Origin of the sequence: Streptomyces sp. NPDC048566 (assembly GCF_043199735.1) — a bacterium.
GTDB lineage: Bacteria > Actinomycetota > Actinomycetes > Streptomycetales > Streptomycetaceae > Streptomyces.
The window spans coordinates 590,335-613,093 of the sequence record NZ_JBICWL010000001.1; the positions used below are offsets into that span (position 1 = coordinate 590,335).

Sequence of the window (22,759 nt, forward strand, 5' to 3'; positions counted from 1 at the left end):
TTCGCCGTGTCTTCCGGGCAGTGATCCTCCCGGCCGACGCCATCGGGCGATGGACCGGCGAAGACACGTCAACCGGTGCGCGGGCAGGCACCGCAGCCACAGGGGGTACGCCATGGCCGCAAGGCCGCTCATCGCCAGACAGCCGAACGAACGGCTCCAGGCGCTCATCCAGGAGGCGGGCTGCTCGAACGCGGGGCTGGCCCGCCGCGTCAACATGTGCGGCGCGGAACACGGGCTCGACCTGCGGTACGACAAGACGTCGGTCGCGCGCTGGCTGCGCGGACAGCAGCCCCGGGGGCGCGCTCCCGCGGTCATCGCCGAGGCCCTGGGCCGCAAGCTCGGCCGGACGGTCACGATCGACGAGATCGGCATGGCCAACGGCAAGAACCTGGCGTCCGGGGTCGGCCTCCAGTTCTCGCCGACGGTGCTCGGGGCCATCGAGCAGGTCTGCGAGCTGTGGCGCAGCGACGTCGGGCGGCGCGACTTCCTGTCCGGTTCGTCGGTCGCCGCCTCCGCGCTCGTGGAGCCGAGCCGGGACTGGCTGATCTCCGGACCGGACGCGCAGGTCGCCCGCTCGGCGGGGCCGCGCGTCGGGCACAGCGACGTGGCCGCGGTCCGTGCGATGACGCAGGCGCTGGTCGAGCTGGACCACCGGTTCGGCAGCGGGCACGTGCGCCCGGTCGTCGTGCACTACCTGAACAGCGTCGTCTCCGGGCTGCTCGCCGGCTCCTACCGGGAGGCGGTGGGCCGTGAACTCTTCGCCGCAGTATCCCGGTTGACGGAACTCGCCGGCTACATGGCGGTCGACACCGGCCAGCCCGGCCTCGCCCAGCGGTACTACATCCAGGCGCTGCGGCTCGCGCAGGCGGCCGGCGACCGCGGCTACGGCGGGTACGTGCTGGCCGCGTCGATGAGCCACCTGGCCGCCCAGCTCGGCAACCCCCGGGAGATCGCGCAGTTGGCGCGCGCGGCCCAGGAGGGCGCGCGGGGACGGGCCACACCGCGTGCCGAGGCGATGTTCCTCGCGGCCGAGGCCCGCGGACACGCCCTGATGGGCGACGCGCGGGCCGCGCAGACGGCGTCGGGGCGGGCCGCCCTGGCGCTGGAGGGCGCCGACGCGGCCTCGGGGGACGACCCGGCGTGGATCGCGCACTTCGACGAGGCGTATCTGGCCGACGAGTTGGCGCACTGCCACCGCGACCTCGGGCAGGCCGAGGCCGCCGCGCGGTGCGCCGAGGAGTCGCTCGCCGGGCATCCGGAGTCCCGGGCCCGGCGCCGTGCCATCGGGTACGTCCTGCTGGCCACGGCGCAGGTCCAGCAGCGGGAGATCGAGCAGGCGTGCCACACCGGCACGCGCGCCGTCGAACTGCTCGGCACCCTCCGCTCCAACCGCGGCGCCGAGTACCTGGAGGACCTCCAGCAGCGTCTGGAGCCGTTCCGGGACGAGGCGGTGGTACGGGAGTTCGGGGCGCGGGTGGAGGTGCGGTCGGCGGCCTGACCGGGCTCTTCGTCCCGCCGGACCGCGGGCGGGGCCGCCGAGGGGGCGAGCGCTGTCCGGGTGCGGCGGGGCGGGGGCGCACATGCCGTGCGCCCCCGCCCCCGGTCCGCCCCGCGCCGTCCGCGGCGCCGGTCCGCGCCGCGGAGGCGGACCGGTTCCGCCGCGGGGCGCCGCCCGCCCGAATCCAGGCGGGCGCGGCCGGTGAACTCCCCGTCCCGGCCCGCGTGAACGGGGCGGTACGGCGGATCGGGGTGGGGGAAGCGGAGTGAGATACAGCGCATTCGCGGGCGGTTTCGTTACCCGTGTCACAGGGTGCCCGGGTCCCGTCCCCTGCTGCGTGGCACCCGCTCGCGGGAACCCGGTAGCGTGAGCCGACGATTCCGAAGGTCCCCCATTCGTAGGAGTCCCGGTGACGCAGAGTGGACAGGGCGAGGAGCCCTCGGCGCAGCCCGCGCGCGAAGGCATCGTGCTGCCCTCCGACGGTGGCGAACCGCTGCTGCCGGGTACCGCGGGTGAGCGTGCCGTCCCGGCCGGCGCCCAGGCATGGGGGCGGCCGTGGGGCCCCGAGCAGCAGTCCGCGCAGGCCCCCGCCGGTGACGGCTGGGGCGCGCACGAGGGCTGGGGCGGCTCCGGCTCGGCGCCGGCCGCCGGGGAGTGGGCCGCGCCCGCCTCCGGGGACGCTCCGGGAACGCAGAGCTGGCAGCAGCCGCCCGGCGCCGGCCCGATGCCTCCCGAGACCGCGCAGCCCGCGTACGGCGGGCAGGACGGCTACGGCCAGGGCGCGCACGCGGGCCACGGCGGGCACCCGGCGGACGGATACGACGCCTACGGGGCGCCGGAACGACCGCAGGGCGCGCACGCCCGGCACGGCCGGCCCGAGGCGCAGCCGTCCGCCGCCGACGAAGGCGCCACCCAGTACATCCCGTACATACCGGCCGGGCCGGGCGGGGACGAGGGGGCGACCCAGTTCATACCGCCCGTGGCCGCGGCGCCGGACGAGGGTGCCACGCAGTACATCCCGCCGGTCGCGCCGGGCGCGCTGCCGCCCGAGGCGCGGGGCGGGGACGGGCACTACCCCGGGGGCGGCCCGCAGGGCGGGCCCGGACCGCTGCCGTCCGCGGGCGGCTCCGACAACGACCCCACCCGGTTCATGGCCCCGGTCCCCGCGCAGAACGACCCGTCCTACGGGGCGCACCCCGGCGCGGCGGAGGAACGGCAGCCGCCGGCGGAGTTCGACAACCTCTTCCGCGCCGACGCGGGCGCGCCCGCCTCGACGCAGCAGCTGCCGCGCTTCGACTCCGACGCACCCGCCCAGCACGGCGCGCACGACGCCTACGGCTCGCCGTCCGCGCCCGCCGCGTACGCCCCCGCGGGCCGGGCCGCGGCCCGGCGCGGCGGTTCGCCGGACGACGGGGCGGGCGGCGGGAGCAACCGGTCCCGGGTCCCGCTGATCGCCGCGGTCGGCGTCGGCATCGTCGTCCTCGGCATCGGCGCGGGCGCCCTGCTCAGCGGCGGCGGGGGCGACGACCCGCAGGACGACACCGGCAAGACCGTGGCCGCGACGCAGCCGGCGAAGGAGTCCGCCACTCCGGCCGCCGACCCGGTGAAGGCACAGGCGGTCGAGCTGGACAAGCTGCTCGCCGACAGCACCAGCAGCCGCGACTCCGTCATCAAGGCGGTCGGCGACGTGAAGTCCTGCCGGAACCTCGACCAGGCCGCGACGAGCCTGCGCGACGCCGCCCGGCAGCGCGGCGAACTGGTCACCCGGCTCTCCGCCCTGACCGTCGACAAGCTGCCGAACCACGGCGAGTTGACCGCCGCGCTCACCGGCGGCTGGAAGGCGTCCGCGTCCGCCGACAACCACTACGCGGCCTGGGCCGACCAGGCCAAGAGCGGCAAGGGCTGCCACAAGGGCCACGCCCGCAACACCGGGCAGACGGCGGCGGGCAACGCGGCCAGCGGCACGGCCTCCGCCCAGAAGGAGAAGGCCGCGCGGCTCTGGAACTCCATCGCCTCCCGCTACGGGCTGACCCAGCGGACCCGCACCCAGCTCTGACGCGTCCCCCGCCGGGCCCGGGTCCTCACGGCCCCGCCCGGTGCGCGGGCCGGGTCCCGCACCCGGGGGACCGGCCGCCGGAGCGCGGCGGGCGCGGCCGGCCCGCGCCGGCGGACCCCGCCACGACCCGGCGGGCGCGGCCGGGGCCGGGGACGCCGAGGGCGCGGCGAGGGCGGGTCCGACCCGGGTGGCGCTGCTAGTGCCCTGACCGGAAAGGTTCACCGGCTCGCGACGCCCGGCACGGTACCTCGCCGCGTTGTCGCATCACCCGAGTACATCCAGTACGCGGGAGACGCTCCGCCTTGCGATGCACCGCACCGGACGCCGCGAGCTGTCCGGCGAACCTTTCCGGTCAGGGCACTAGCGCGCGTTCTCCAGCGTCTTCGCCATGTTCACGAACCCCCGGCGGGCCGCGGTGAGCCGTCCGTCGCGCACGACCTGGAAGGTGACGTCCGCGTTGATCAGCCGCGGGAAGTCGTAGGAGCCGATCAGGTCGTCGAAGCGCCAGCTCAGCGTCGGCGTGAGGCCGTCCGTGTCGACCTCCAGCCCGTCGTCGAGCGCCCGCCGCACCGCCAGCGAGGTCACCTCGCCCGACCCCAGCGACTCGACGACCTGCTTCAGCACCGAGTAGGCGATCCAGGTGGTCTGCACGCCGGGGTCGGCGGGGTCGACGCGGTTGTCGCCGAACGCCTGCTCCTTGAGCATCGCCCGCATCCCGTTCCAGCGGGCGTCGTCCGCGGTCGGGTACCAGCCGGTGACGTAACTGCCCTCGTAGGGACTCGACGTGCCGCCGGTGGCGTCGATCTGCGACTGGTCGACACTGCCGATGACCGTGCCGGTGCGGACCTTCGGATACGCCGTGCCGGCGCGCCGGAAGGAGTCCATGAAGGTGTTGGTGCGGTCGCCGAGGGCGGGCACCACGCAGCCGCGCTCGGCCGGATCGGAGGTCGCGTGCGCGAGCGCCTGCCGGGTGGGGCTGGAGTACTCCGTGGCGTCCTCGGCGGCCCGCTGGTCGGCGGCGGGCGCGTGGCCCCGCTTGGTCAGGCCGGAGTCGAGCAGCACCGGGAGCTGGTCGCCGGCCGTGGTGTCGGGCCGGATCAGCGAGACCGGGCCGCAGGCCCCGCCCAGCTGCTCGCCGAGGCCGGCCAGCAGGGCGGGCTGGCCGCCGTTGACGGGATAGGACAGGGGGCTGGTGAACTCGGCCTCGGTGACGCCGTACCCGCCGAGGTAGGGGATGCCCGCGCTCTCCAGCGGGGAGAGGAACGACCGGCTGTGCTGGCTGTAGGAGCCGACCACCGCCACGACGTTCTCCTCCGCGGCCCGCTCGGCGCAGTGCGCGGCGTCGATGGAGTCGTTGTGGTCGTTGCAGGTGAGGACCTCCAGCCGGTGCCCGGCGATGCCGCCGCGGGCGTTCACCCAGCGGGCGTAGGCGCGGGCCAGGGCGGGCATGCCCGGCTTGTTGGTGGCCGCCGTCTTCTCCGGCGCCCAGGTCATCACCTTGACGGTGCCGTCCCCCGAGCCCCCCGTGGCACCGGGGACGGCCCCGCATCCGACGGCGATCGACCCGCACGCGGCCAGCGCGCCGGCGGACAGCAGGACGGCCTTGAGGGGCCGACGGCGCGGACGGGGGGACGGGGTGCGCGTACGTCGCCTACCGGTCATGGACACGCACGATTCCCCCACATCGCGAACCTCCGCGTTACCCGGGGTCAAGAGGGGATGACGCAGAGGTGAAGTGCAGGGGCCGATGACGTGCCTTTCGCGAGGAACGTACGATCGGTGACCGTGCAAGGTTCGGAGAACTCTTCCCGTCGCGGCCGTCGCTCCACCACCATGGGCGGCATGCCACTGAACGACATGCCGTGGTGGCGCTGGCGCAGCAATGTGCGCTCCGCGCTGCACATGCTCTCCGACCCCGCCTTCCAGCGCGACGTCTGGCTGGCCGGTGTCGACGGGTACGGGGACGTCACCGACGCCGTGTACCGCCTGGTCGAGGACACCTGGCTCGACAACTGGTCCGCCGAGAAGTACGTCGGCACGATCTTCCGGGACGCGGAGGAGGCGGCCCTCGTGGACACCGCCGTGCTGCGGGTCCTGCGGATCATGCACCAGGTCGGGCCGGACGCCCCGGTCTCCGCCTACCTGGACCACCAGGGGTGGCCGGACGCCGTGCACGCGGCCCGCGCCGCGCACGTCCGGCTGGCGACGAGCGACGGCGAGGACGCGGACGTCCCGCCGCGCACCCTGGAGGTCCTGCGCATCCTGACGCGGTCCGCGTAACGTCCCGCGACCGTGCGGCCGTCGTCGGCCGCACGGCACCGGGGACCCCTGGCCGGTGCGGTGCGGTGCGGTGCGGTGCGGTGCGGTGCGGTGCCGGACGGCGGTGCGGGTGCGCCCCCGGGGGCCGCGGCCGCCGCCCCCGGGCCCGTGGGCCGTCCGCGGTGCGGGACGGCAGTCCCCCGGGCGGAGCCGGTGTGGGAACCTGTGCTGCATGAATGAGCCGTCCGTCCGCGGGAGCGCGCCCGCCGCCGAGCAGTACGTCCTGACCCTGTCCTGCCCCGACAAGCAGGGCATCGTGCACGCCGTGTCGAGCTACCTGTTCATGACCGGCTGCAACATCGAGGACAGCCAGCAGTTCGGCGACCACGACACGGACCTGTTCTTCATGCGGGTGCACTTCTCCGCGGAGTCACCGGTATCGGTGGAGAAGCTGCGGGCGAGCTTCGCGGCGATCGGCGACGCCTTCGCGATGGACTGGCAGATCCACCGGGCCGAGGACCGGATGCGCATCGTCCTCATGGTCAGCCGGTTCGGCCACTGCCTGAACGACCTGCTCTTCCGCGCCCGCATCGGCGCCCTGCCCGTCGACATCGCGGCCGTGGTGTCCAACCACACGGACTTCGCCGAACTCGTGGGCTCCTACGACGTCCCCTTCCACCACATCGCGGTGACCAAGGACACCAAGGCGGAGGCGGAGGCGCAGCTGCTGGAGCTGGTCCGCGAGCAGGGCGTCGAACTGGTCGTCCTCGCCCGCTACATGCAGGTCCTCTCCGACGACCTGTGCAAGCAGCTCAGCGGCCGGATCATCAACATCCACCACTCCTTCCTGCCGAGCTTCAAGGGCGCCAAGCCCTACCACCAGGCGCACGCCCGCGGTGTGAAGCTCATCGGCGCCACCGCGCACTACGTGACCGCCGACCTCGACGAGGGCCCGATCATCGAGCAGGAGGTCGAGCGCGTCGGCCACGACGTCACCCCAGACCAGCTCGTCGCCATCGGCCGGGACGTCGAGTGCCAGGCGCTGGCCCGCGCGGTGAAGTGGCACGCCGAGCGCCGCATCCTGCTCAACGGCCGCCGGACGGTCGTCTTCGCCTAGTGCCCTGACCGGCAGGGCTCGCCGGCTCGCGACGCCCGGCACGGCACCTCGCCGCGTTGCCGCACCGTCGAAGTCCGCCCGGCACGCGCGCGCCGCTCCGCCGCGCGCCGCCCCGCACGGGACGTCGCGGGCCGTCCGGCGGTGCGTTCCGGTCACGGCACCAGCCGGATGGGCGCCTTCGGCAGGGCTCGCGGCGCCCGGCTCCGCACCGCGTTGTCCCATCACCCGAGTACATCGGGCACCCGGGCGCCGCTCCGCACCGGACGCCGCGAGCCGTCGGGGTCGGCGTTCGGATCGCAGCGCGGGCGCCCCGGTGCCGCGCCCCGCCCGGCCGGCGCCCTGGCGGGGACGGGCCCGGGGGCGCAGGCGGCGGACCCGGGGCGGCGCTGCCGGTGCGGGTGCCCGGCGGGCGGGCTCCCGCCGGTGCGTCACATCCGGCTCAGCGACGCCGCCGCGAACAGGACGTCGCGGATGGCCGCGCGGTCGCCGTCCTGCCCGGCGGCGGCCTCCTCCGGGGAGACGTGGCCGGCCGCGAGGCGGCAGAACTCCACCCCGTCCAGCGCGACATGCGCCACCTCGTGCTCGGCCGACCCGACCGCGTCCGGGGAGTCCAGCGGGATCAGCCAGTCGCCGCCCCCGGACCCCTCGATCTCCAGGCGCAGACTGCGGCCCCCGGTCCCCGCGGCGACCAGGTGCCGGGCCGCCGGGGACGACAGACCCACCCTGCGCCGCTCGGCCAGCGACCCGGGGAGCATCCGCGCGGCCAGGTCGATCATCCGGTGCAGATGCCGGGGCGCGGGCGGTTCGTAGGGGTAGTCCACCGCGTCCGCGATGTCCCAGGCGTGCACCCAGCACTCGAAGGCGCGGTCCAGCATCGCGTCGCCGAGCGGCAGCGCGAAGTCGCCGTACGGCACGGTCAGGCCGACGGTGTCCGTCCCGTCCGCGCGCACGGTTCCGTCGTCCACGAAGGACGCCGTCCGCACGATGGCGTGGCTCTGCGCCCGCCAGGGGCCGCGCACCGACCGGGTGGGCGGGAAGTGCGAGGAACGCCAGTACGTCTCGGTGCGCCCCTGCGGGGTCCGGTCCGGGGTGTCCGTCTCGCCGAGCGGGTCGTCCAGGCCCAGCGCGACGGCGACGAGACCGTCCACGCTGAGCAGGTGGGCGATGACTCCGGCGACCGTGGTGCGGCGGTCGGCCGGGGCCCGTCCGTCGAACCAGCGCAGCCGCACCGGGGCGTGCCACTCGGCGCCGCCGATGTCCTGGAGCAGGGCGTCGAGCCGGGCCGTCTCCGCGTCGTAGGCGTCCGCCCAGGAGGGGACGGGGATGCGGGGCGGGCGCCGGTCGAGGCAGCCGGTGAGGACCCGGGTGCGCAGCGCGGGGTCCAGGTCCAAGCTCTCCGCGGGGTGCAGCAGGGCGACCGCCCCGCGCAGCCGCATCGCCTCGTCGGCGCACGCTCCGCAGGCGCCCAGGTGCTCCTCGACGGCCGCGGTCTCCTCGGCCGAGCAGGCCGCCAGCGCCCACGCGCCGAGCAGCGACTTCAGGACGCCGTGTTCGAGGGCGAGCGGCGCCGGGGCGCCGGCCGTCCCGGGCTGCGCGGCGGGTTCGGGGAACGGGTCCGGTTCGGGGGAGAGGGCCGGCCGGGGAAGGGGGAGGCCGGTGTCCTCCACCGAGGACCGGGGCAGCGGTATCCCGGCCTGCGGGTGCTCCGGGTGCTCCACGTGCTGCGGGTTCTCCGGGTGCTCCTGCGGGTGCGGGTGCCCGCCGTCCTCTCCGGGGGACCGGGAGCCGTCCGGTTCCCCGGGGTGCTCCCGGTGTCCGGCGCTGCCGGTCCGGGCGTCGCGGCCCTGGTGGCCGGCACCGTCGTCCTCGGGGCCGTCCCCGTGGCCGTCCGGGCCCGGACGGTCCGCCTCCGCGCTCACCGCGCACCTCCGTACGGGGACGGCGGGACCGCGCGGCCGGTGTCCTGCGCGGTGGACAGCAGCTGCAGGCCGAGCCGGAGCCGGCGGCGGGCCTCGTCCTCGGTCACGCCGAGGTCGGCCGCCGTCTGGCGGTAGTCGCGGCGCTGGAAGTAGGCCAGGTCCAGGGCGGCCCGCAGCGGAGCGGGCATGGAGGTGACGATGTAGTCCGCGCGGGCCGCCACGGAGGCGCTGCGCACCTTGCGCTCCAGTTCCTCGGCGGTGCCGTCGCCGCCCTGCGCGAGAGCCGCCGTCTCGGTGGCGCGCAGCCGCTGCACGGCCAGCCGGTGGGTCAGACCGGCCACCCAGGAGCGCAGCGGTCCCTGCCGCGGGTCGTAGGCGTCGGGGTGTTCCCAGACATGGGTGAAGACCTCGCGGGTGATGCCGTCGGCGGCCCGCTCGTCGCCGAGCACCCGGTGGGCGAGACCGTGGACGAGGGAGGCGAACCGGTCGTAGAACTCGCCGAGTGCCGCCGCCTCCCCGCGTGCGAGCCGCTGCTGCATCGTGCGGTCCCAGCGGGGCGGTGTGTCCTGCTTCGCCATGCGGCCCCCTGCCCCCTCGTCGTGCGCTGTCGTGCCCGGGCCGTTGCGTGCGGCCGGTGTACCGACGTGTCCCCGTCCACCGGACCGTCATGCCGGCCGCCGTCCAGCGTGGGCGCACCTGCTGTCCTGAATGTAGTCGGCACGTCCGGCCGTGCACGCCCCTTTGCGCCAATGTGCGCCCCCGAACCGGCCATGGATGGTAGAAGCGCGCCGCTTCGGCTCCCGTCCATGAGTCCTTGGGATCGGATGCGACCGAAATCGACCCCTCATTGAGCATTTTCGACCGTGGATCGACGTTTCCTTCGGAGCGGATGCGTGTTTCATGGGAGCCCGGGGCGCGTGGGCGCGGTTCGGTGTTTCGCGGCATGACGGCTGGGCAGCCGCGCTGGAAGGAAGCGTACGGATGGCTTCCGGTTCTGCAGGACGAGGCGAGCGAGAGGCGTGGCGGTGACGCTCAACGAGACCGACGGCCGGGGCGGCGCGCCCGGCGGGGCGGGCCGGAGCCGCGCGGACGGCCTGGACGCGGTGATCCGCGACGAAGGCGAGTGGGCCGTGCTGCGGGTGTCGGGCGAACTCGACCTGGTCACCGCGCCCGTGCTGCGCCAGGGCGTGCACGACGTGGTGGCCGAGGGGCGGCACAGCATCGTCCTCGATCTCTCCGGGGTCCTCTTCTGCGACTCCAGCGGTGTCGGCGTGCTGATCGCCACCCGCCGCCTGATGCGTTCCTGCCAGGGGCGGCTGCGGCTGATCCTGCCCGCCCAGGGAGCCGTCGACGGCTCCCACGTCAACCGCGTCCTCGCGGCGCTCGGCGTGCGCCGCCTCTTCGAGGTCTACCCCGACGTCGACGCGGCCCTCGACGAGGACGCCCGCCCGCTGTCCGCCTGAGCGCCGTCCGCCCGCGCCGGCCCGCCGTCGTGGAGCGCGTCACACCGGCCGCCGCGCGGCTCCCCGGCCCCCGGCCGCCGCGCGCGGGCGACGCGCCCGGCCGTGCGACGCCGTCGTCCCGGAACTCCCCCGGTCTTGGCACAACCGTCGTTTTCGGCTCCCGCGCCCCGCCGCTCGTCGTACGCTCCGAGCCAGATGAACCGCAGTCCGGCCACGGCCGGCTGAGAAGTGAGGCGGTCCGAACACCCATGGTCAGCACCGAGTACGAGCGCAGGATTGCCGCCCGGTTCGCCGGGTTCGACCAGGACGGCAACGGCTACATCGACCGGGAGGACTTCAACGCCGCGGCCAAGGCCGTGCTCGCCGAGTTCGGTACGGCGGCGCGGTCGGACAAGGGCCAGGCCCTGTACATCGGCGCCGAGGCGTTCTGGCAGGGCATGGCCGGCATAGCGGACCGGGACGGCGACCAGCGCATCACCCGCGAGGAGTTCGTGAGCGGCGCGGTGAAGCGGCTGCGGGACAACCCCGAGCGGTTCGCCGAGATCGCCCGCCCCTTCCTGCACGCCGCCCTCGCGGTCGCCGACGGCGACGGGGACGGCACGGCCACCGTCGAGGAGACCCGGCGCGTCATCACCGCGCTCGGCGCGGACGAGGCCACCGCCGCCGCTGCCGCGGCGGCCCTCGACGCCGACACCGACGGACGGGTCGGCGAGGGCGAGGTCGTGGCCGCCTTCGCCCGCTACTTCACCGTGCCCGAGTAGGACCGACGCCCGCGGCGCCCCTCTTCTGCGGGTGCCGCTCCCCCAGGCGGTACGCGCGCACCGCGCGCACCGGCTCCGCCGCACCGCCCGCCCGGCCTCGCCCCGCGGCGCCCGCCCCCTCTCCCCGCGCACCGCGGGGGGACGGCCGGGCGGCCCCGCGCGGAGGTGCGGGGCGGCCGGGCAACACGCCCGGACGCGCGAGCAGTTCGCCCGCCCGATCGGGGCCTTTCGGACCGTCCGGCGCCCCGCCGCGGAGCGGCTCGTCCGGGCCGGGCCGGTGCGGGGCGCAGGCCCGCCGCCGCCGGACCCGCCGGCACCGCCTCCCTCCGGCAGTTCGCCGCGGAGACCGCCGCACCCGCCGTCCGCCGCCGCCGCCCCGGCGCGCGGCGGCAGGGGCCTCACCTGGGAGTCCGACGCCCGCCCGCGCCGTGCGACCCGCCCGAGCGCGCACCCCTCGCACCCGTCGCCGCACGCAGAGTGAGGAGGTGCTCGCGGCGGGGCCCGGCGCCGGACCGGTCCGACGGGGGCGCTGCGCTGCGGCGACGTCGAGGGCCGGGAAGAGGGGTGTCACGGATCGTGGCACACGGTCGTCACGGAGCGTCCGCACCGGTGCGGGCCCGCGGCCGGACTCGTCACGGCCCGGAGTCGGTGCCGCGCTCCGGTACCTTGTGTGGGATGCGAGTGGTTCCGAGGCTGAGTCGGCCCGGTGGCGCCCCGGAGGCGGCGCCGTACCCGGCGATGCGCGCCGCTCGCGAGGCAGGACGAATCCCCGTACCTGCCTGTTCGACTCCCCGTGGCGAGCGTCGCACAGTATGCCGCACGCGTACTCCTTCGCGCTGGAATATGCCCGAAGCGCTTGTTGGGGTGACTGTACGTCAACCATGCTGTCTCGCAAGGGAATCACGGTCCGTGATTCTTGTTCTGGCCATGCAGAAAATGGCTACGATCGTGGCCCTTGTGAGGCGCGAGGCGATGTGTCCGCCGGTTCGGATGGTGTGAGCGGTGCAGGTGCTTCAAGTGCAGCTGGAGATCCGGCCCGACCCCGCGGAGGTGGGGCGAGCCCGGCGGTGGGCCCGTTCCCGGCTCGCGGGTTCCGGGATAAAGGCCGACGAACCGCTCGCCGAGACGCTGATCCTGCTCGTCTCCGAGCTCGTCACGAACGCCGTGGTGCACACCGGCTGTCCGGCCGTGCTGCGGCTGTGCCTGCCCGGCGGCGGTGAGGCCGCCACGGTGCGCCTGGAGGTCGCCGACGCGTGCGCCCGGCCGCCGATGCCGCGGCACGCCGAAGGCGACGACACCAACGGCCGCGGCCTGGAACTGGTCGACGGCCTGGCGGACCGCTGGGGCTGGAATCCCGAGGGTGCCGGCAAGCGCATCTGGTGCGAGGTGGACCGCTGCGCGTCGGGCGCCTCCGCGGGCGCCCGCTATCCGGCCTACGAGGACTTCGCGTACGAGGCGGTCTAGAGCCTGTCCGGCGCTTCCCGCCCGCCGCGCGACGCCCCGCACGTACTCCGGCGCCGCGCGGCCCCGCCAACTCCGACCGGAGGGCGGGACGTTCGCGACCCGCCCTGATCCGGCGCCGTCCGCGCGCGGGCGGACGGCGCTGCGGGCGCGGTAGGGGCGGAGACGGGCGAACGCGCCCCGCTCGGCGGCGGCATCGGCCGCATGCGCCGGGCCGTGCTTCCGCGCGCGCTGTCCCAAAAGGGGCGTACCGGCCGGAATTGGCGATCCCTCTGTTGACGTGCGGTGTCCGTTTGATCACGCTTGTGGTCAGCGACGCGCCGCGAGGGGACGGCGAGGGCTCCGGTGACGGGGGTCCTCGGCGAGTGCGGGTCGCGACGCGGCGTCGGTTCCTCGGAGGCAGGAGGGGCCGGGCGGGGGCGCCGGAGGCGGAGGGCGGCGCGTGCGGCGCGCCCGGGACGGGGTGGGGACCTCGCGCCGGGCGCGGTCGGGAGTGGGGGAGACGCGCCGTCAACCGGAGCCCGGGCGCCGGAACCCGCGGGACCGGACGGGAGTCCGGGCTGCCGAAGGGCGCCGCCAGGCCGCGGGGTGCCGGTGCCGCCCGTGAAGCTCGGCGCCGGAACCCGCGGGACCGGACGGGCGCCCGGGCTGCCGGAGGGTCGCCGCCCCCGCCCGTGAACCGATCGGACACCGCCGAGGGCGGGACGGCGGGCCGCCGCTCTTGTCCACAGCGTGTGGACAACTCTCCGCAGTGCCGGTTCCGGCCCTGCGGCGTCGACTCCTCGGCGGGCCCGGCGTGAGTGTGAAGCGGGCCCGGCTCGCGCGGCACCGGACCGGTCCACCCGCCGCCCCGGCGCGCACCGCGCCGGGGCGGCGGCCGACCGGGCCCGGGTGGAAAGCGGCGACGGCCACCGGGGCGCGCACCCGGCGGCACCTGTCGCCGCACGCGGGATCAGGACGCGCACGCCGGCAGGCGGGCGGGCGCGGTGCCGTCGGTCCGGCCGCGGGCGGCGGCCGACGTGCCCGCGGCCGCCCGGGTGTCACCCGCGTCCGACGGCCGCCGGGCCCTCCTGCTCCGGATCACCGACGGCAGCCGACCGGAAGGTGCGCCGGTAGGCGGTCGGGGTGACGCCGAGCGTCGCCTGGAGATGCTGGCGCATCGACTGGGCGGTGCCGAACCCGGAGTCCCGGGCGACCTGGTCGATGGACAGGCCGCTCGACTCCAGCAGCCGGCAGGCGTGCTCGACGCGCTGCCGGGTCAGCCACTGCCCCGGACTCACGCCGACCTCCTCGCGGAAGCGGCGGGTGAAGGTGCGGACCGACAGGGATTCCCGCGCGGCCATGTCCCGCAGCCGGATCGGCTCGTGGAGCCGGCCGAGCGCCCAGGCCCGCGCACCGGCCGTCCCGGCCGACTGCGCCTCGGGGACGGGGCGCCGGACGAACTGCGCCTGGCCGCCGTCCCGGTGCGGCGGGACGACGGTGCGCCGGGCCACGTCGTTGGCGACGGCGGCGCCGTGGTCCCGGCGCACGATGTGCAGGCACAGGTCGATCCCCGCGGCGACACCCGCCGAGGTCAGCACGTCGCCGTCGTCGACGAACAGCACGCCGGCGTCCACCCGGATCGTCGGGAAGATCCGCTGGAAGTGCTCGGCGTGCATCCAGTGCGTGGTGGCCGGGCGGCCGTCCAGGTAGCCGGCCGCGCCCAGCACGTAGCCGCCGGTGCAGATGGAGACGAGCCTGGTCCCGGGGCGGATGTGGGCGAGGGCGGCGGCCAGTTCGGGCGTCAGCACGCCGTCCCGCACGACGGGGCCCAGATCGTACGACGCCGGGATCACCACGGTGTCGGCGGTGCCGAGCGCCTCGGGGCCGTGGGCGACCAGCACCGCGAAGTCGGCGTCCGTGGCGACCGGGCCGGGTGGCCGCGCCGAGCACGTCACCACCTCGTACACCGGACGGCCGGCGCCGTCGCGGGCCTTGCCGAAGATGCGCTGCGGGATGCCCAGCTCGAAGGGGAGCAGGCCGTCCAGGGCCAGCACGACGACACGGTGCGGGCGGAACGCGTGCGACGAGGCCATGGCCCGATCCTAACGAATGCTGTCCTTCGGGCCAGTGGATCGGCCGCGTCCCGTGCCCGAAGCTCGGGGACGTGACCGAGACAAGCGAAGCCGTACCCGCCGCGGAGGACTCCCGGCCCGTCCGACCGACCGCCCCCCGCCGCGTCCACCGCGCGTGGTTCGTCGCCGCCGTCACCTTCGTGACGATCATCGGCGCGGCCGCCTTCCGCTCCCTGCCGGGCCTGCTCATCGACCCCCTGCACGCGGACTTCGGCTGGTCGCGCGGCACGATCGGCGCGGCCGTCTCCGTCAATCTCGCCCTCTACGGCCTCACCGCGCCGTTCGCCGCCGCCCTCATGGACCGCTTCGGCATCCGGCGCGTCGTCGCGGTCGCGCTGACCGTGATCGCCGTCGGCTCGGGTCTCACCGTCCGGATGACGGCCGCCTGGCAACTGCTGCTCTGCTGGGGCCTCCTGGTGGGCCTCGGCACCGGGTCGATGGCGCTCGCCTTCGCCGCGACCGTCACCAACCGCTGGTTCACCGAACGCAAGGGCCTGGTGACCGGCATCCTCACCGCGGCCTCCGCCTCCGGTCAGCTGATCTTCCTGCCGGTGCTGTCCTGGATCGTCAGCGAGCACGGCTGGCGGCCTGCCGCCGTCACCGTGGCGCTCGCCGCGCTCGCCGTCGTCCCCTTCGTCTGGCTGCTGCTGCACGACCACCCGGCGGACCTCGGGCAGAAGCCCTACGGTGCAGCGGAGTTCGTGCCGAAGCCGGAGCCGGTGCGCGGCGCCGCCCGGCGCACGCTCGGCGTGCTGTCCTCCGCCGTGCGCACCGGACCCTTCTGGCTGCTGGCCGGAACCTTCGCCATCTGCGGCGCCTCGACCAACGGGCTCGTCCAGACCCACTTCGTCCCGGCCGCCCACGACCACGGCATGCCCATCACGGCGGCGGCCTCGCTGCTCGCGGTCGTCGGGGTCTTCGACGTGGTCGGCACGATCGCCTCGGGCTGGTTCACCGACCGCTTCGAGCCGCGCCGCCTGCTGGCCGTGTACTACGCGCTGCGCGGCGTCTCGCTCCTCTTCCTGCCGATGCTGCTCGCCCCCGACGTGCGCCCTCCGATGATCTTCTTCATCGTCTTCTACGGCCTGGACTGGGTCGCCACCGTGCCGCCCACCCTGGCCCTGTGCCGCGAGCACTACGGCGAGGACAGCGCCATCGTGTTCGGCTGGGTCCTCGCCTCCCACCAGGTCGGCGCGGCGCTGGTCGCCTTCCTCGGCGGCGTCGCCCGCGACCGCTTCGGCTCCTACGACGTGGTCTGGTACGCGGCCGGCGCGCTGTGCGCGGTGGCGGCGCTGATGGCGCTGGTGATCCGGCGCCGCCGTCCGGCGGTGCCGCGGGCCGTGACCGTGCGGCCCGCGGCCGGTTGAGGGCCCCGGGGCTCCGGGGCCCTCAACGGGGAGGGCGGCCCCGTCCCCGTCCCCTCACCGGGAGGGGCCCTCAACGGGGCCGCCCGCTCCCGTGCGCGGCCCGCCCGAGGCCGACGTACCCACCGACCGCGAACCGTGCACCGACCGTGCGCCAGGGGTGCTTCCCGGGCGTGAGGTGCGCGGTGTCCCTCCCGGGCGCCGGGCGGTCCGGGCGGTCGCGACGGCGGCCGGCGGCGACACGGCGGCCGATCCCGTGCGAGGGATCACCCGATCCGGCACTCACCTGGCAGTTTGACCCTTCCTTGACGGATTGTTGATGGTGTACATGCAGGACTCTGGCGTAGCGTTGACGCCTGGTGTGCCGGGAAGCCTGGTCGGCGAACTTCCATCATCGTTGCCGTCCGAAAGGTCTTCGCGTGCTGTCCACTCGTCAGGTCGAGGTCCCCTCGGAGCCCGGTGCCCCCCGGGGCCGTGCGCCGCGCCGGTCCGTCCTCTTCTTCGCGTTCGCCTTCGCGGTGATCGCCGACCCGGTGTCCTCCGTCGCGTACGCCATCGAGGCCGCGCTGCGCGCCCTGCACGGAGACCTCGCCCTCCTGCTGCCCACCATGAGCCTGGTGATCGGCCTGGTGGTCGTGGTGACCGCCAACTACTGGCAGCTGGTCCGCCGCTTCCCCAAGGGAGGAGGCGCCGCTGCCGCCGCGGCACGGGCCTTCGGACCGCGCTGGACGTTCCTGCCCATCGGGGCCCTGGTCGTCGACTTCGTGCTGACCATCGGCATCTCCATCTCGGCCGCGGCCAGCGCGGTGATCGCCCTGTTCCCCGCGCTGGCCCCGTTCCGGGTCCCGCTGGCGCTGCTCCTGCTGCTCGTGGTGGCCGGGCTGACCTGGTTCGGGCACGGAGGACGGCTGCTGTTCGCCGTCATGACCGTGGCGTTCGTGGTGATCTCCGTCGCCGTGCTGGTCCTCGGCTTCACCGCGCCCCACGCGCAGGGCCACGCGGCGGCGGCCACCGCCCCCGGCCACTCGGCGATGATCGCCGTGGTGCTGGCGTTCCCGGTGGCCATGGCCCTGGCCACCGGAGTCGAGGCCCCGTCCACCGCCATCGCCCAGCTCGGCCAGCTCGGCGACGACGAGCGCCGCGGCTTCGGCCGCGGCACCCTGGCCCTGCTGGTGGTGATCGTCGGCGGCCTCACCCTGGCCCTCACGACGCTCGCCGTCCGCCTGCACATCGGGGTGCCCGGCACCGACTCCACCCAGATCGCCGACATCGCGAACGCCGCGGCCGGACCGGGCTGGCTCTACAGCGCCTTCCAGCTCACCAGCTCGCTGCTCCTCCTCGCCGCCGCCAGCTCCTCCTTCCAGGCGGGACCGGGCCTGCTGAAGGCCCTGGCCGGCACCTCCGACAGGCCCGGCGTGCTGCCCCCGGTGCTCGGCCGGACCAACCGTCACCACACCCCGTACTGGTCCGTCGTCGTCTACCTCGCCGCCGCGGCCGTCATCATCGTCGCCGCGGCGGGCCAGGAGCAGGAACTCGTCCTCTTCTACGCCGTCGCGGTCTTCGTCAGCTTCCTCGTGGGGCTGCTCGCGATGACCCGCTTCGCACGCGACGAGGGCAGCTCCGTGCTGGCCTGGGTCAACGCCCTCGCCGCGCTGGCCGTCGCGTTCACGCTCGCGGTCAACCTGCTGCGCGGCTGGCCGGTGCTGTCGCTCGTGGGCACGCTGCTGATCGCCGCCGGACTCTACGTCCGCTGGACCCGCGCCGGCCGCCCCAGCGGCATCGAGGACATCGAGGCCCAGGCCGAGGGAGCGCCCGCCCCCTGACGGCGGCAGGCGAGCCCGGGACCGAGGGCACGCGCGCCGCCCGGCCCGGCCGGCAGAGGCTCGGCGCGGACACCGTGTCGTGGCGCCGCTGCGCGACGGGGTGCGCGAGGGGGTGGGCGGCGGGGGCCGGGTGCGCGACGGGCCCGAGTGTGCCGGCGGCGGGTGCGCGACGGGCCGTGCCGGGCCGGGAACGTACGGGTCCGGGTGGGCCGCGGGGAGTGCGTACGGGCCGGAGTGGGCTACAGGCGGTGCCGGGCGAGCAGGTTGCGGACCGGGCCCCCGGGACGCGCGGCCAGCATGTGCGGGCAGCGCGCCGCCGTCGCGGGGAAGTCCCGGTCCGTCTCCTCCGCGACGGCGGCGAAGAAACGGCGGCCGTCGGCAGACTGGCGCGAGGTGGACCAGGTGTGGTCCGCGCCCTGGGACAGCGCGGTGTGCAGGGCCCGGCGGCCGATCCCCCGGCCCTGCCGGCAGGGTGAGACGGCGACGCACTCCACGTATCCCAGCCGGCACGGCCGGCAGACCTGGTAGGCGAGGCGGCCCACGACCCGGCCCTCGCCGTCGCGGACGACGATCGTCCGCAGTCCCTCGGGAACCGGCGCGGCGACGTGCTCGAAGCGCACGTCGGGAGGCCGCGCCGGCCCGGTCACCTGGATTCCCGCGCTCTGGCCGACGCGACGGCGTCTTTTCGGAACGCCCAGCTCATCCTCGGCTCCATCACCCAGCGGAAGGTCCGCTGCACGGGCGGGGTGCACAGCAGCGTCATCACGACGGCCGCGAAGGCGGTGACGGCGATCTCCCCGAGCGGCCGGTGCACCCAGCCGTGGTCGTACCAGTCCCAGAAGCGGGAGCCCTTGGCGAGGAAGCCGTGCAGCAGATAGCCGTACAGGGTTCCGGCGCCCAGCGCGGTGAACCACCTGGCACGGCCGGGCACCCAGGCGAGGAAGCACGCGACGAGGAGCACCGAGCAGACGAAGAGCGCGAGCGTCATGGCGGCGCCGGTCCAGCCGGGGGCGCCGAGTTCCTGCGCGCTGTCGCGGCGGTAGAACCAGGCCGCCTTGACCCGCGGGGCCGCCCAGTAGGCGACCGCCAGCGCGGTCGCGAAGACGGGGACGGACAGGACGCGCGCCGCGCGCCGTCGCACGAGGTCGAAGTGCTCCGGCCGCAGGAGCAGCCCGAGGACGAAGAACGGCAGGAACTGCAGGGTCCGCTGGAGGTCGAGGTCGTCGCCGATGTCGGGGGAGACCGCGGCGAGGACCGCGACGGCGAGCGCGAGCGGCAGCGGCCACCGCACCACCCGCCACAGCGGCGTGGTCAGCCGCCAGATGAACAGCGCGCCGAGGAACCAGGTCAGGTACCAGGGGTCCAGCAGGCTGACGGGGTGGCCCGGATCGTCGTCCGCCCACCGCTTGAACAGGGAGTAGGCGATCTCGAAGACCACGTACGGGACGGCGACGCCGGTCACCAGGCGTCTGATCCGGGCGGGGCTCGCGTCGAAGGTCCGCGAGAAGTAGCCGGAGATCACGATGAAGGCCGGCATGTGGAAGGTGTAGACGGTGATGTAGAGGGCCGCCGCCGCCCGGCTGTCGTCCCGCAGCGGTTCCCAGGCGTGCCCCATGGCGACCAGCACGATGGCCAGGTACTTGGCGTTGTCGAAGAAGGGGTCGCGCCGTGCGGTGCGCGGGGGCGGGGCCGGCTCGCCGCGGGGGGTGCGGGGCGCTCCGCCGTCCGCGGGACGCCCGGGGGGTTCCGTGCGCGGTGGCGGGACCCGGGTCCCCTGCCGCTCCGGCGGCCGCAGCGTCTCCCTCACGAGTACCCCCTCGGTGGACATCCGGCGGACTTCTTCGCGTCTTGCCCCTCTCCCGGAAGTCATGCGGTGCCGGCACGTGGCGGGCATCGTAGTCACCCCGAGGGCCTCCCGAGAACTCGATCACCCGCTCCCCCCGCCGTCCGCCGCCGGGCCTCCCGGCGCGGGGAGGCGCGGAGGGCGCGACGGACCGGGTGCCCGCGGGCCGCCCCGGCGGAGCGTTCCGCGTCCTCCCGCGCGCGTCCCGCGGTCCGCCGACCCGTCCGCCGCAGCGGCCCCCGGACCCGCGTCCGCGCCGCCCGTGGACGCGGGAGAGCCCGGACCGCCGAGGCGGTCCGGGCTCTCCCGTGGTGCGCGCGGGTCAGCCGGAGATCTCGATGCGGCCGTCCGCCTCGGCGGACGCGCCGTTCGCGGACTGCCCGTCCTCCGCCCGGCCGGTGATGTTCTTCAGCAGCGCCGCGAGGTCGACGCCCGTGGTGGAGTTGAGGAGTTCCACGCCCTGGGCGACGTTGTCGGCGACCGTGCGGGACAGCTGCGAGGCCCCGTCGGTCGAGATGACCGTCATCTTGTCGACGGCGCTCAGCGGCTCGGACGCCTTGGCGACGACCTGCGGCAGGACCTCCACCAGCATCTGCAGCACGGCCGCGTCGCCGTACCGGTCGAAGGCGTCCGCCTTCTTCTGCATCGCCTCGGCCTCGGCCGCTCCCTTGGCGCCGATCGCGGCGGCCTCGGCCTCGCCCTCGATGCGGACCGCGTCCGCGAGCGCCGCGCGGTGCGCCTTCTCGCCCTCACCGGTCAGCCGGGACCGCTGGGCGTCCGCCTCGGCCTGCTTGACCAGGGCGATGCGCCGGGCCTCGGCCTCCTGCTCGGCCTGGTAGCGGGCGGCGTCGGCGGGCTTGCGGACCTTGGTGTCGAGTTCGCGGTCGGTCAGCGCGGCCTGCCGCTCGGCGACCTTCTCCTGCTCGCCCAGCACCTCCTGGCGGCGGGCCGCCTCGGCCAGCGGGCCGGCGGCCGCCGCACGGGCGGACGCCTCGTCGGTCTCCGCCTTGATCTCCGCCTGCTTCAGCGCGAAGGTCCGCTGGGCGACCGCGATCTCCTCCTCCGCCTTCAGCCGCGCCTGCTCGGCGGCGCGCCGGGCCACGGCCTCGGCGATGTCGGCCTCCTGGCGGGCCCGCGCGGCCTCCGGGCGGCCCAGGTCCTCCAGGTAGGAGCCCTCCGTGGTGATGTCCTGGATCTGGAAGGCGTCCAGCACCAGGCCCTGCCCGGACAGACTGGCCTCGGCCTCCTCGGCGACCTGCCCGGCGAACGCGGCCCGGTCCCGGATGATGTCCTCGACCGACATCCGGCCGACGATCGCGCGCAGCGCACCCGACAGCACTTCCTGGGTGAAGCCGACGATGCCCTCCTGCTGCATCAGGAACCGCTGCGCGGCGGCACGGATGGAGTCCTCGGTGCCGCCGACCTTGACGATGGCGACGCCTTCGAGGTGGGCCTTCACACCGCGCAGGGTGACCGCGCCGCGCACCGCGACGGGGATGTGCCGGGAGGACAGGTCGAGGGTGAACTTCTGCTGCACGAACGGCACGACGAACACGCCGCCGCCGACGACGACCTTCTGCCCGCTGTTGTCGGTGAAGATCCGGCCCGTCTCGGGGTCGGTGGACTTCTTGCCGCGCCGGCCGGTGACGATGAACGCCTCGCTCGGCCCCGCCACCTTGTAGCGGGTGATGACGACCAGGGCGAGCAGCACGAGGAGCACGACGGCTCCCACGACGGCGATGGCCACTGAACTCATGATGTTCCCCTCAGCCACCCCGAGGGGGACGGCAGTCGATGCAGACGTACGAAAAGCGGAGGACGAGGACGCGCCGCACACCCCGCGAAGCGGCGGCACCGGCGGCCGGTGCCGGGCGGGGAGACGGGGTCGCTCAGTGTTCGACCGGGCGTACCGCGACCGCCGTCTGTGACAGCGCCGCCTCCACCCAGACCTCGGCGCCGCGGGCGACGGGCACCGGACTTCGGGCCGCGAGCTTCACCGGCTGCCCGGCCAGCCGCAGCAGCACCTCGCCGTAGCCGTCGGCGGGGATGGCGGTCACCACGGAGCCCGCGGCGCCGACCACGTCGTCCCCGCGGGGCGCCGCACCCGACCGGTCGTCCATCAGGGCCCGGCCGAGGCGGTACGCCAGCCAGCCCGTGAGGCAGCCGGCCGGCACGCCGACCGCAACGGCGCCCACCGTGCCCCAGCCCGTCGAGCCGAGGGCGATGGCGCCGGCGAACCCGAACATGGACAGGAACCCGGCGACCACCGGCAGCGACAGCAGCCCGTCGAGGAGGCCGTCCCCGAGGCCGATCCCGTCGAGGACGCCTTCCAGGAACCCGTCGAAGACCAGGGACAGGACGAGGAGCACGATCCCCGCGACACCGAGACCCAGGAACCACGTCACGCGCTCTCACCGCCCTTCCTTGCCGCGCCCTTCGCGATGGCCGCATCGTCACACGGCGACCGGGCTTCGTTCACTGCCCGGTTCCGGCAGTCATCGGCGCGGATTCGGTGCCGGTCCCCGCACAGCGCGCCCCGCATGCGGTCTCCCGCCGCGGGTACGCGGTACGTCCCGGACGCTCCGCCCGGAGCCGGAACACGTGAGGAGTCGCCTTGTCCGCCTCTCTGGTCGAAACCGTCGATGTCCAGGCCCCCGTCTCCGTCGCGTGGGGCCTGTGGAGCGACGTCACCCGCTGGCCGGCCTTCCTGAGCCACGTGCGCCGCGTCGACCCCCTCGACGGGCGGCGCTTCGCCTGGCAGCTGCAACTGCCGGGAGCCGACAAGAACTTCGTCGCCGAACTCACCGAGGTGGTCCCCGAGGACCGGATCGCCTGGCACACGGTGGAGGGCGTGGAGCACGCGGGCGTCGTCACCTTCCACCGCCTGAGCGACACCGCCAGCCGGGTCACGCTGCAGATCGAGTACGACCCGAAGGGCTTCGTCGAGCGCCTCGGCGCGCTCACGAACCTGGACTCCGCGCTCGCCAACTACGACCTGGGCGAGTTCCAGAAGCTCGCCGAACTGACGGCGGAGTCCCACCGCGCCCCGGGCGCGGCACGGCCGGGCGACCGGAGCTGAGC

Annotated in this window: 18 protein-coding genes; 10 read left to right on the plus strand and 8 right to left on the minus strand. The window is 75.3% G+C overall.

Annotated features, from left to right (window positions below; all coding sequences use genetic code 11):
• Positions 1-112: 112 nt before the first annotated feature.
• Both ACGFS9_RS02580 and ACGFS9_RS02585 read left to right on the plus strand, forming a co-directional pair.
• Complete coding sequence (locus ACGFS9_RS02580) at positions 113-1,498, plus strand: transcriptional regulator (RefSeq protein WP_393250006.1); 1,386 nt, start codon at positions 113-115, stop codon at positions 1,496-1,498.
• 409 nt (positions 1,499-1,907) lie between these two features.
• Positions 1,908-3,554: a hypothetical protein gene (locus ACGFS9_RS02585; RefSeq protein WP_393250008.1), complete on the plus strand. Its 1,647-nt coding sequence runs from the start codon at positions 1,908-1,910 to the stop codon at positions 3,552-3,554.
• Between the two features lie 360 nt (positions 3,555-3,914).
• On the opposite strand, the gene ACGFS9_RS02590 is transcribed toward ACGFS9_RS02585, so the two are convergent.
• Positions 3,915-5,216 carry an ABC transporter substrate-binding protein gene (locus tag ACGFS9_RS02590; protein ID WP_393250010.1) on the minus strand — a complete coding sequence of 434 codons (1,302 nt, stop codon included), beginning with the start codon at positions 5,214-5,216 and terminating at the stop codon, positions 3,915-3,917.
• A 117-nt stretch (positions 5,217-5,333) separates the two neighbouring features.
• Here ACGFS9_RS02590 and ACGFS9_RS02595 point away from each other — a divergent pair, with 117 nt between their 5' ends.
• Together ACGFS9_RS02595 and purU are read left to right on the plus strand one after the other, a co-directional pair.
• On the plus strand, positions 5,334-5,834 hold the full coding sequence (locus tag ACGFS9_RS02595) for a hypothetical protein (RefSeq protein WP_393250012.1): 501 nt from the start codon (positions 5,334-5,336) through the stop codon (positions 5,832-5,834).
• Between the two features lie 211 nt (positions 5,835-6,045).
• Complete coding sequence (gene purU, locus ACGFS9_RS02600; protein ID WP_393250014.1) at positions 6,046-6,930, plus strand: formyltetrahydrofolate deformylase; 885 nt, start codon at positions 6,046-6,048, stop codon at positions 6,928-6,930.
• A gap of 428 nt (positions 6,931-7,358) precedes the next feature.
• On the opposite strand, the gene ACGFS9_RS02605 is transcribed toward purU, so the two are convergent.
• Positions 7,359-8,849 (minus strand): zf-HC2 domain-containing protein, encoded by a 1,491-nt coding sequence (locus ACGFS9_RS02605; RefSeq protein ID WP_393250016.1) that lies wholly within the window; start codon positions 8,847-8,849, stop codon positions 7,359-7,361.
• Complete coding sequence (locus tag ACGFS9_RS02610; protein ID WP_393250018.1) at positions 8,846-9,427, minus strand: sigma-70 family RNA polymerase sigma factor; 582 nt, start codon at positions 9,425-9,427, stop codon at positions 8,846-8,848. Before ACGFS9_RS02610 ends, ACGFS9_RS02605 begins: the two co-directional genes overlap by 4 nt.
• Before the next feature lie 516 nt (positions 9,428-9,943).
• Between ACGFS9_RS02610 and ACGFS9_RS02615 the strand changes: the two genes are divergently transcribed.
• From ACGFS9_RS02615 to ACGFS9_RS02625, 3 genes are all read left to right on the plus strand, one after another.
• A complete protein-coding gene (locus tag ACGFS9_RS02615) occupies positions 9,944-10,312 on the plus strand; it encodes an STAS domain-containing protein (RefSeq protein WP_393250507.1) in 369 nt (122 codons plus the stop codon).
• Between the two features lie 248 nt (positions 10,313-10,560).
• Positions 10,561-11,073, plus strand: coding sequence for an EF-hand domain-containing protein (locus ACGFS9_RS02620; protein WP_393250020.1), 513 nt, complete (start codon positions 10,561-10,563; stop codon positions 11,071-11,073).
• 1,002 nt (positions 11,074-12,075) lie between these two features.
• Positions 12,076-12,537 carry an ATP-binding protein gene (locus tag ACGFS9_RS02625; protein ID WP_393250022.1) on the plus strand — a complete coding sequence of 154 codons (462 nt, stop codon included), beginning with the start codon at positions 12,076-12,078 and terminating at the stop codon, positions 12,535-12,537.
• A gap of 1,037 nt (positions 12,538-13,574) precedes the next feature.
• Here the strand turns inward: ACGFS9_RS02625 and ACGFS9_RS02630 are convergent.
• Entirely contained in the window at positions 13,575-14,609 is a 1,035-nt protein-coding gene (locus tag ACGFS9_RS02630; RefSeq protein ID WP_393250024.1) for a GlxA family transcriptional regulator, read from the minus strand.
• Positions 14,610-14,680: 71 nt separating this feature from the next.
• Between ACGFS9_RS02630 and ACGFS9_RS02635 the strand changes: the two genes are divergently transcribed.
• Positions 14,681-16,015, plus strand: a complete 1,335-nt coding sequence (locus ACGFS9_RS02635; protein ID WP_393250026.1) for an MFS transporter — start codon at positions 14,681-14,683, stop codon at positions 16,013-16,015.
• A gap of 416 nt (positions 16,016-16,431) precedes the next feature.
• Positions 16,432-17,835 (plus strand): amino acid permease, encoded by a 1,404-nt coding sequence (locus ACGFS9_RS02640; RefSeq protein WP_393250028.1) that lies wholly within the window; start codon positions 16,432-16,434, stop codon positions 17,833-17,835.
• A gap of 239 nt (positions 17,836-18,074) precedes the next feature.
• Here ACGFS9_RS02640 and ACGFS9_RS02645 read toward each other — a convergent pair whose 3' ends face one another.
• The 4 genes from ACGFS9_RS02645 to ACGFS9_RS02660 all read right to left on the minus strand — a co-directional run bounded on the left by ACGFS9_RS02645 (position 18,075) and on the right by ACGFS9_RS02660 (position 22,083).
• Entirely contained in the window at positions 18,075-18,482 is a 408-nt protein-coding gene (locus ACGFS9_RS02645; protein WP_393250030.1) for a GNAT family N-acetyltransferase, read from the minus strand.
• A complete protein-coding gene (locus tag ACGFS9_RS02650; protein WP_393250032.1) occupies positions 18,479-19,663 on the minus strand; it encodes an acyltransferase family protein in 1,185 nt (394 codons plus the stop codon). The genes ACGFS9_RS02645 and ACGFS9_RS02650 overlap by 4 nt, the downstream gene beginning before the upstream one ends.
• A gap of 337 nt (positions 19,664-20,000) precedes the next feature.
• Positions 20,001-21,434 carry a flotillin family protein gene (locus ACGFS9_RS02655; RefSeq protein ID WP_393250034.1) on the minus strand — a complete coding sequence of 478 codons (1,434 nt, stop codon included), beginning with the start codon at positions 21,432-21,434 and terminating at the stop codon, positions 20,001-20,003.
• A 133-nt stretch (positions 21,435-21,567) separates the two neighbouring features.
• Positions 21,568-22,083, minus strand: a complete 516-nt coding sequence (locus tag ACGFS9_RS02660) for a hypothetical protein (RefSeq protein ID WP_393250036.1) — start codon at positions 22,081-22,083, stop codon at positions 21,568-21,570.
• A 209-nt stretch (positions 22,084-22,292) separates the two neighbouring features.
• Here ACGFS9_RS02660 and ACGFS9_RS02665 point away from each other — a divergent pair, with 209 nt between their 5' ends.
• Entirely contained in the window at positions 22,293-22,757 is a 465-nt protein-coding gene (locus ACGFS9_RS02665; RefSeq protein ID WP_393250038.1) for an SRPBCC family protein, read from the plus strand.
• The last annotated feature ends 2 nt before the right edge of the window (positions 22,758-22,759 follow it).

Bases quoted from the DNA above. Each gene is read 5' to 3' on its own strand.
- ACGFS9_RS02620 (WP_393250020.1), top strand. From the start codon at position 10,561: ATGGTCAGCACCGAGTACGAGCGCAGGATTGCCGCCCGGTTCGCCGGG.
- ACGFS9_RS02580 (WP_393250006.1), top strand. From the start codon at position 113: ATGGCCGCAAGGCCGCTCATCGCCAGACAGCCGAACGAACGGCTCCAG.
- purU (WP_393250014.1), top strand. From the start codon at position 6,046: ATGAATGAGCCGTCCGTCCGCGGGAGCGCGCCCGCCGCCGAGCAGTAC.
- ACGFS9_RS02590 (WP_393250010.1), bottom strand. From the start codon at position 5,216: ATGACCGGTAGGCGACGTACGCGCACCCCGTCCCCCCGTCCGCGCCGT.
- ACGFS9_RS02610 (WP_393250018.1), bottom strand. From the start codon at position 9,427: ATGGCGAAGCAGGACACACCGCCCCGCTGGGACCGCACGATGCAGCAG.
- ACGFS9_RS02655 (WP_393250034.1), bottom strand. From the start codon at position 21,434: ATGAGTTCAGTGGCCATCGCCGTCGTGGGAGCCGTCGTGCTCCTCGTG.
- ACGFS9_RS02650 (WP_393250032.1), bottom strand. From the start codon at position 19,663: ATGTCCACCGAGGGGGTACTCGTGAGGGAGACGCTGCGGCCGCCGGAG.
- ACGFS9_RS02630 (WP_393250024.1), bottom strand. From the start codon at position 14,609: ATGGCCTCGTCGCACGCGTTCCGCCCGCACCGTGTCGTCGTGCTGGCC.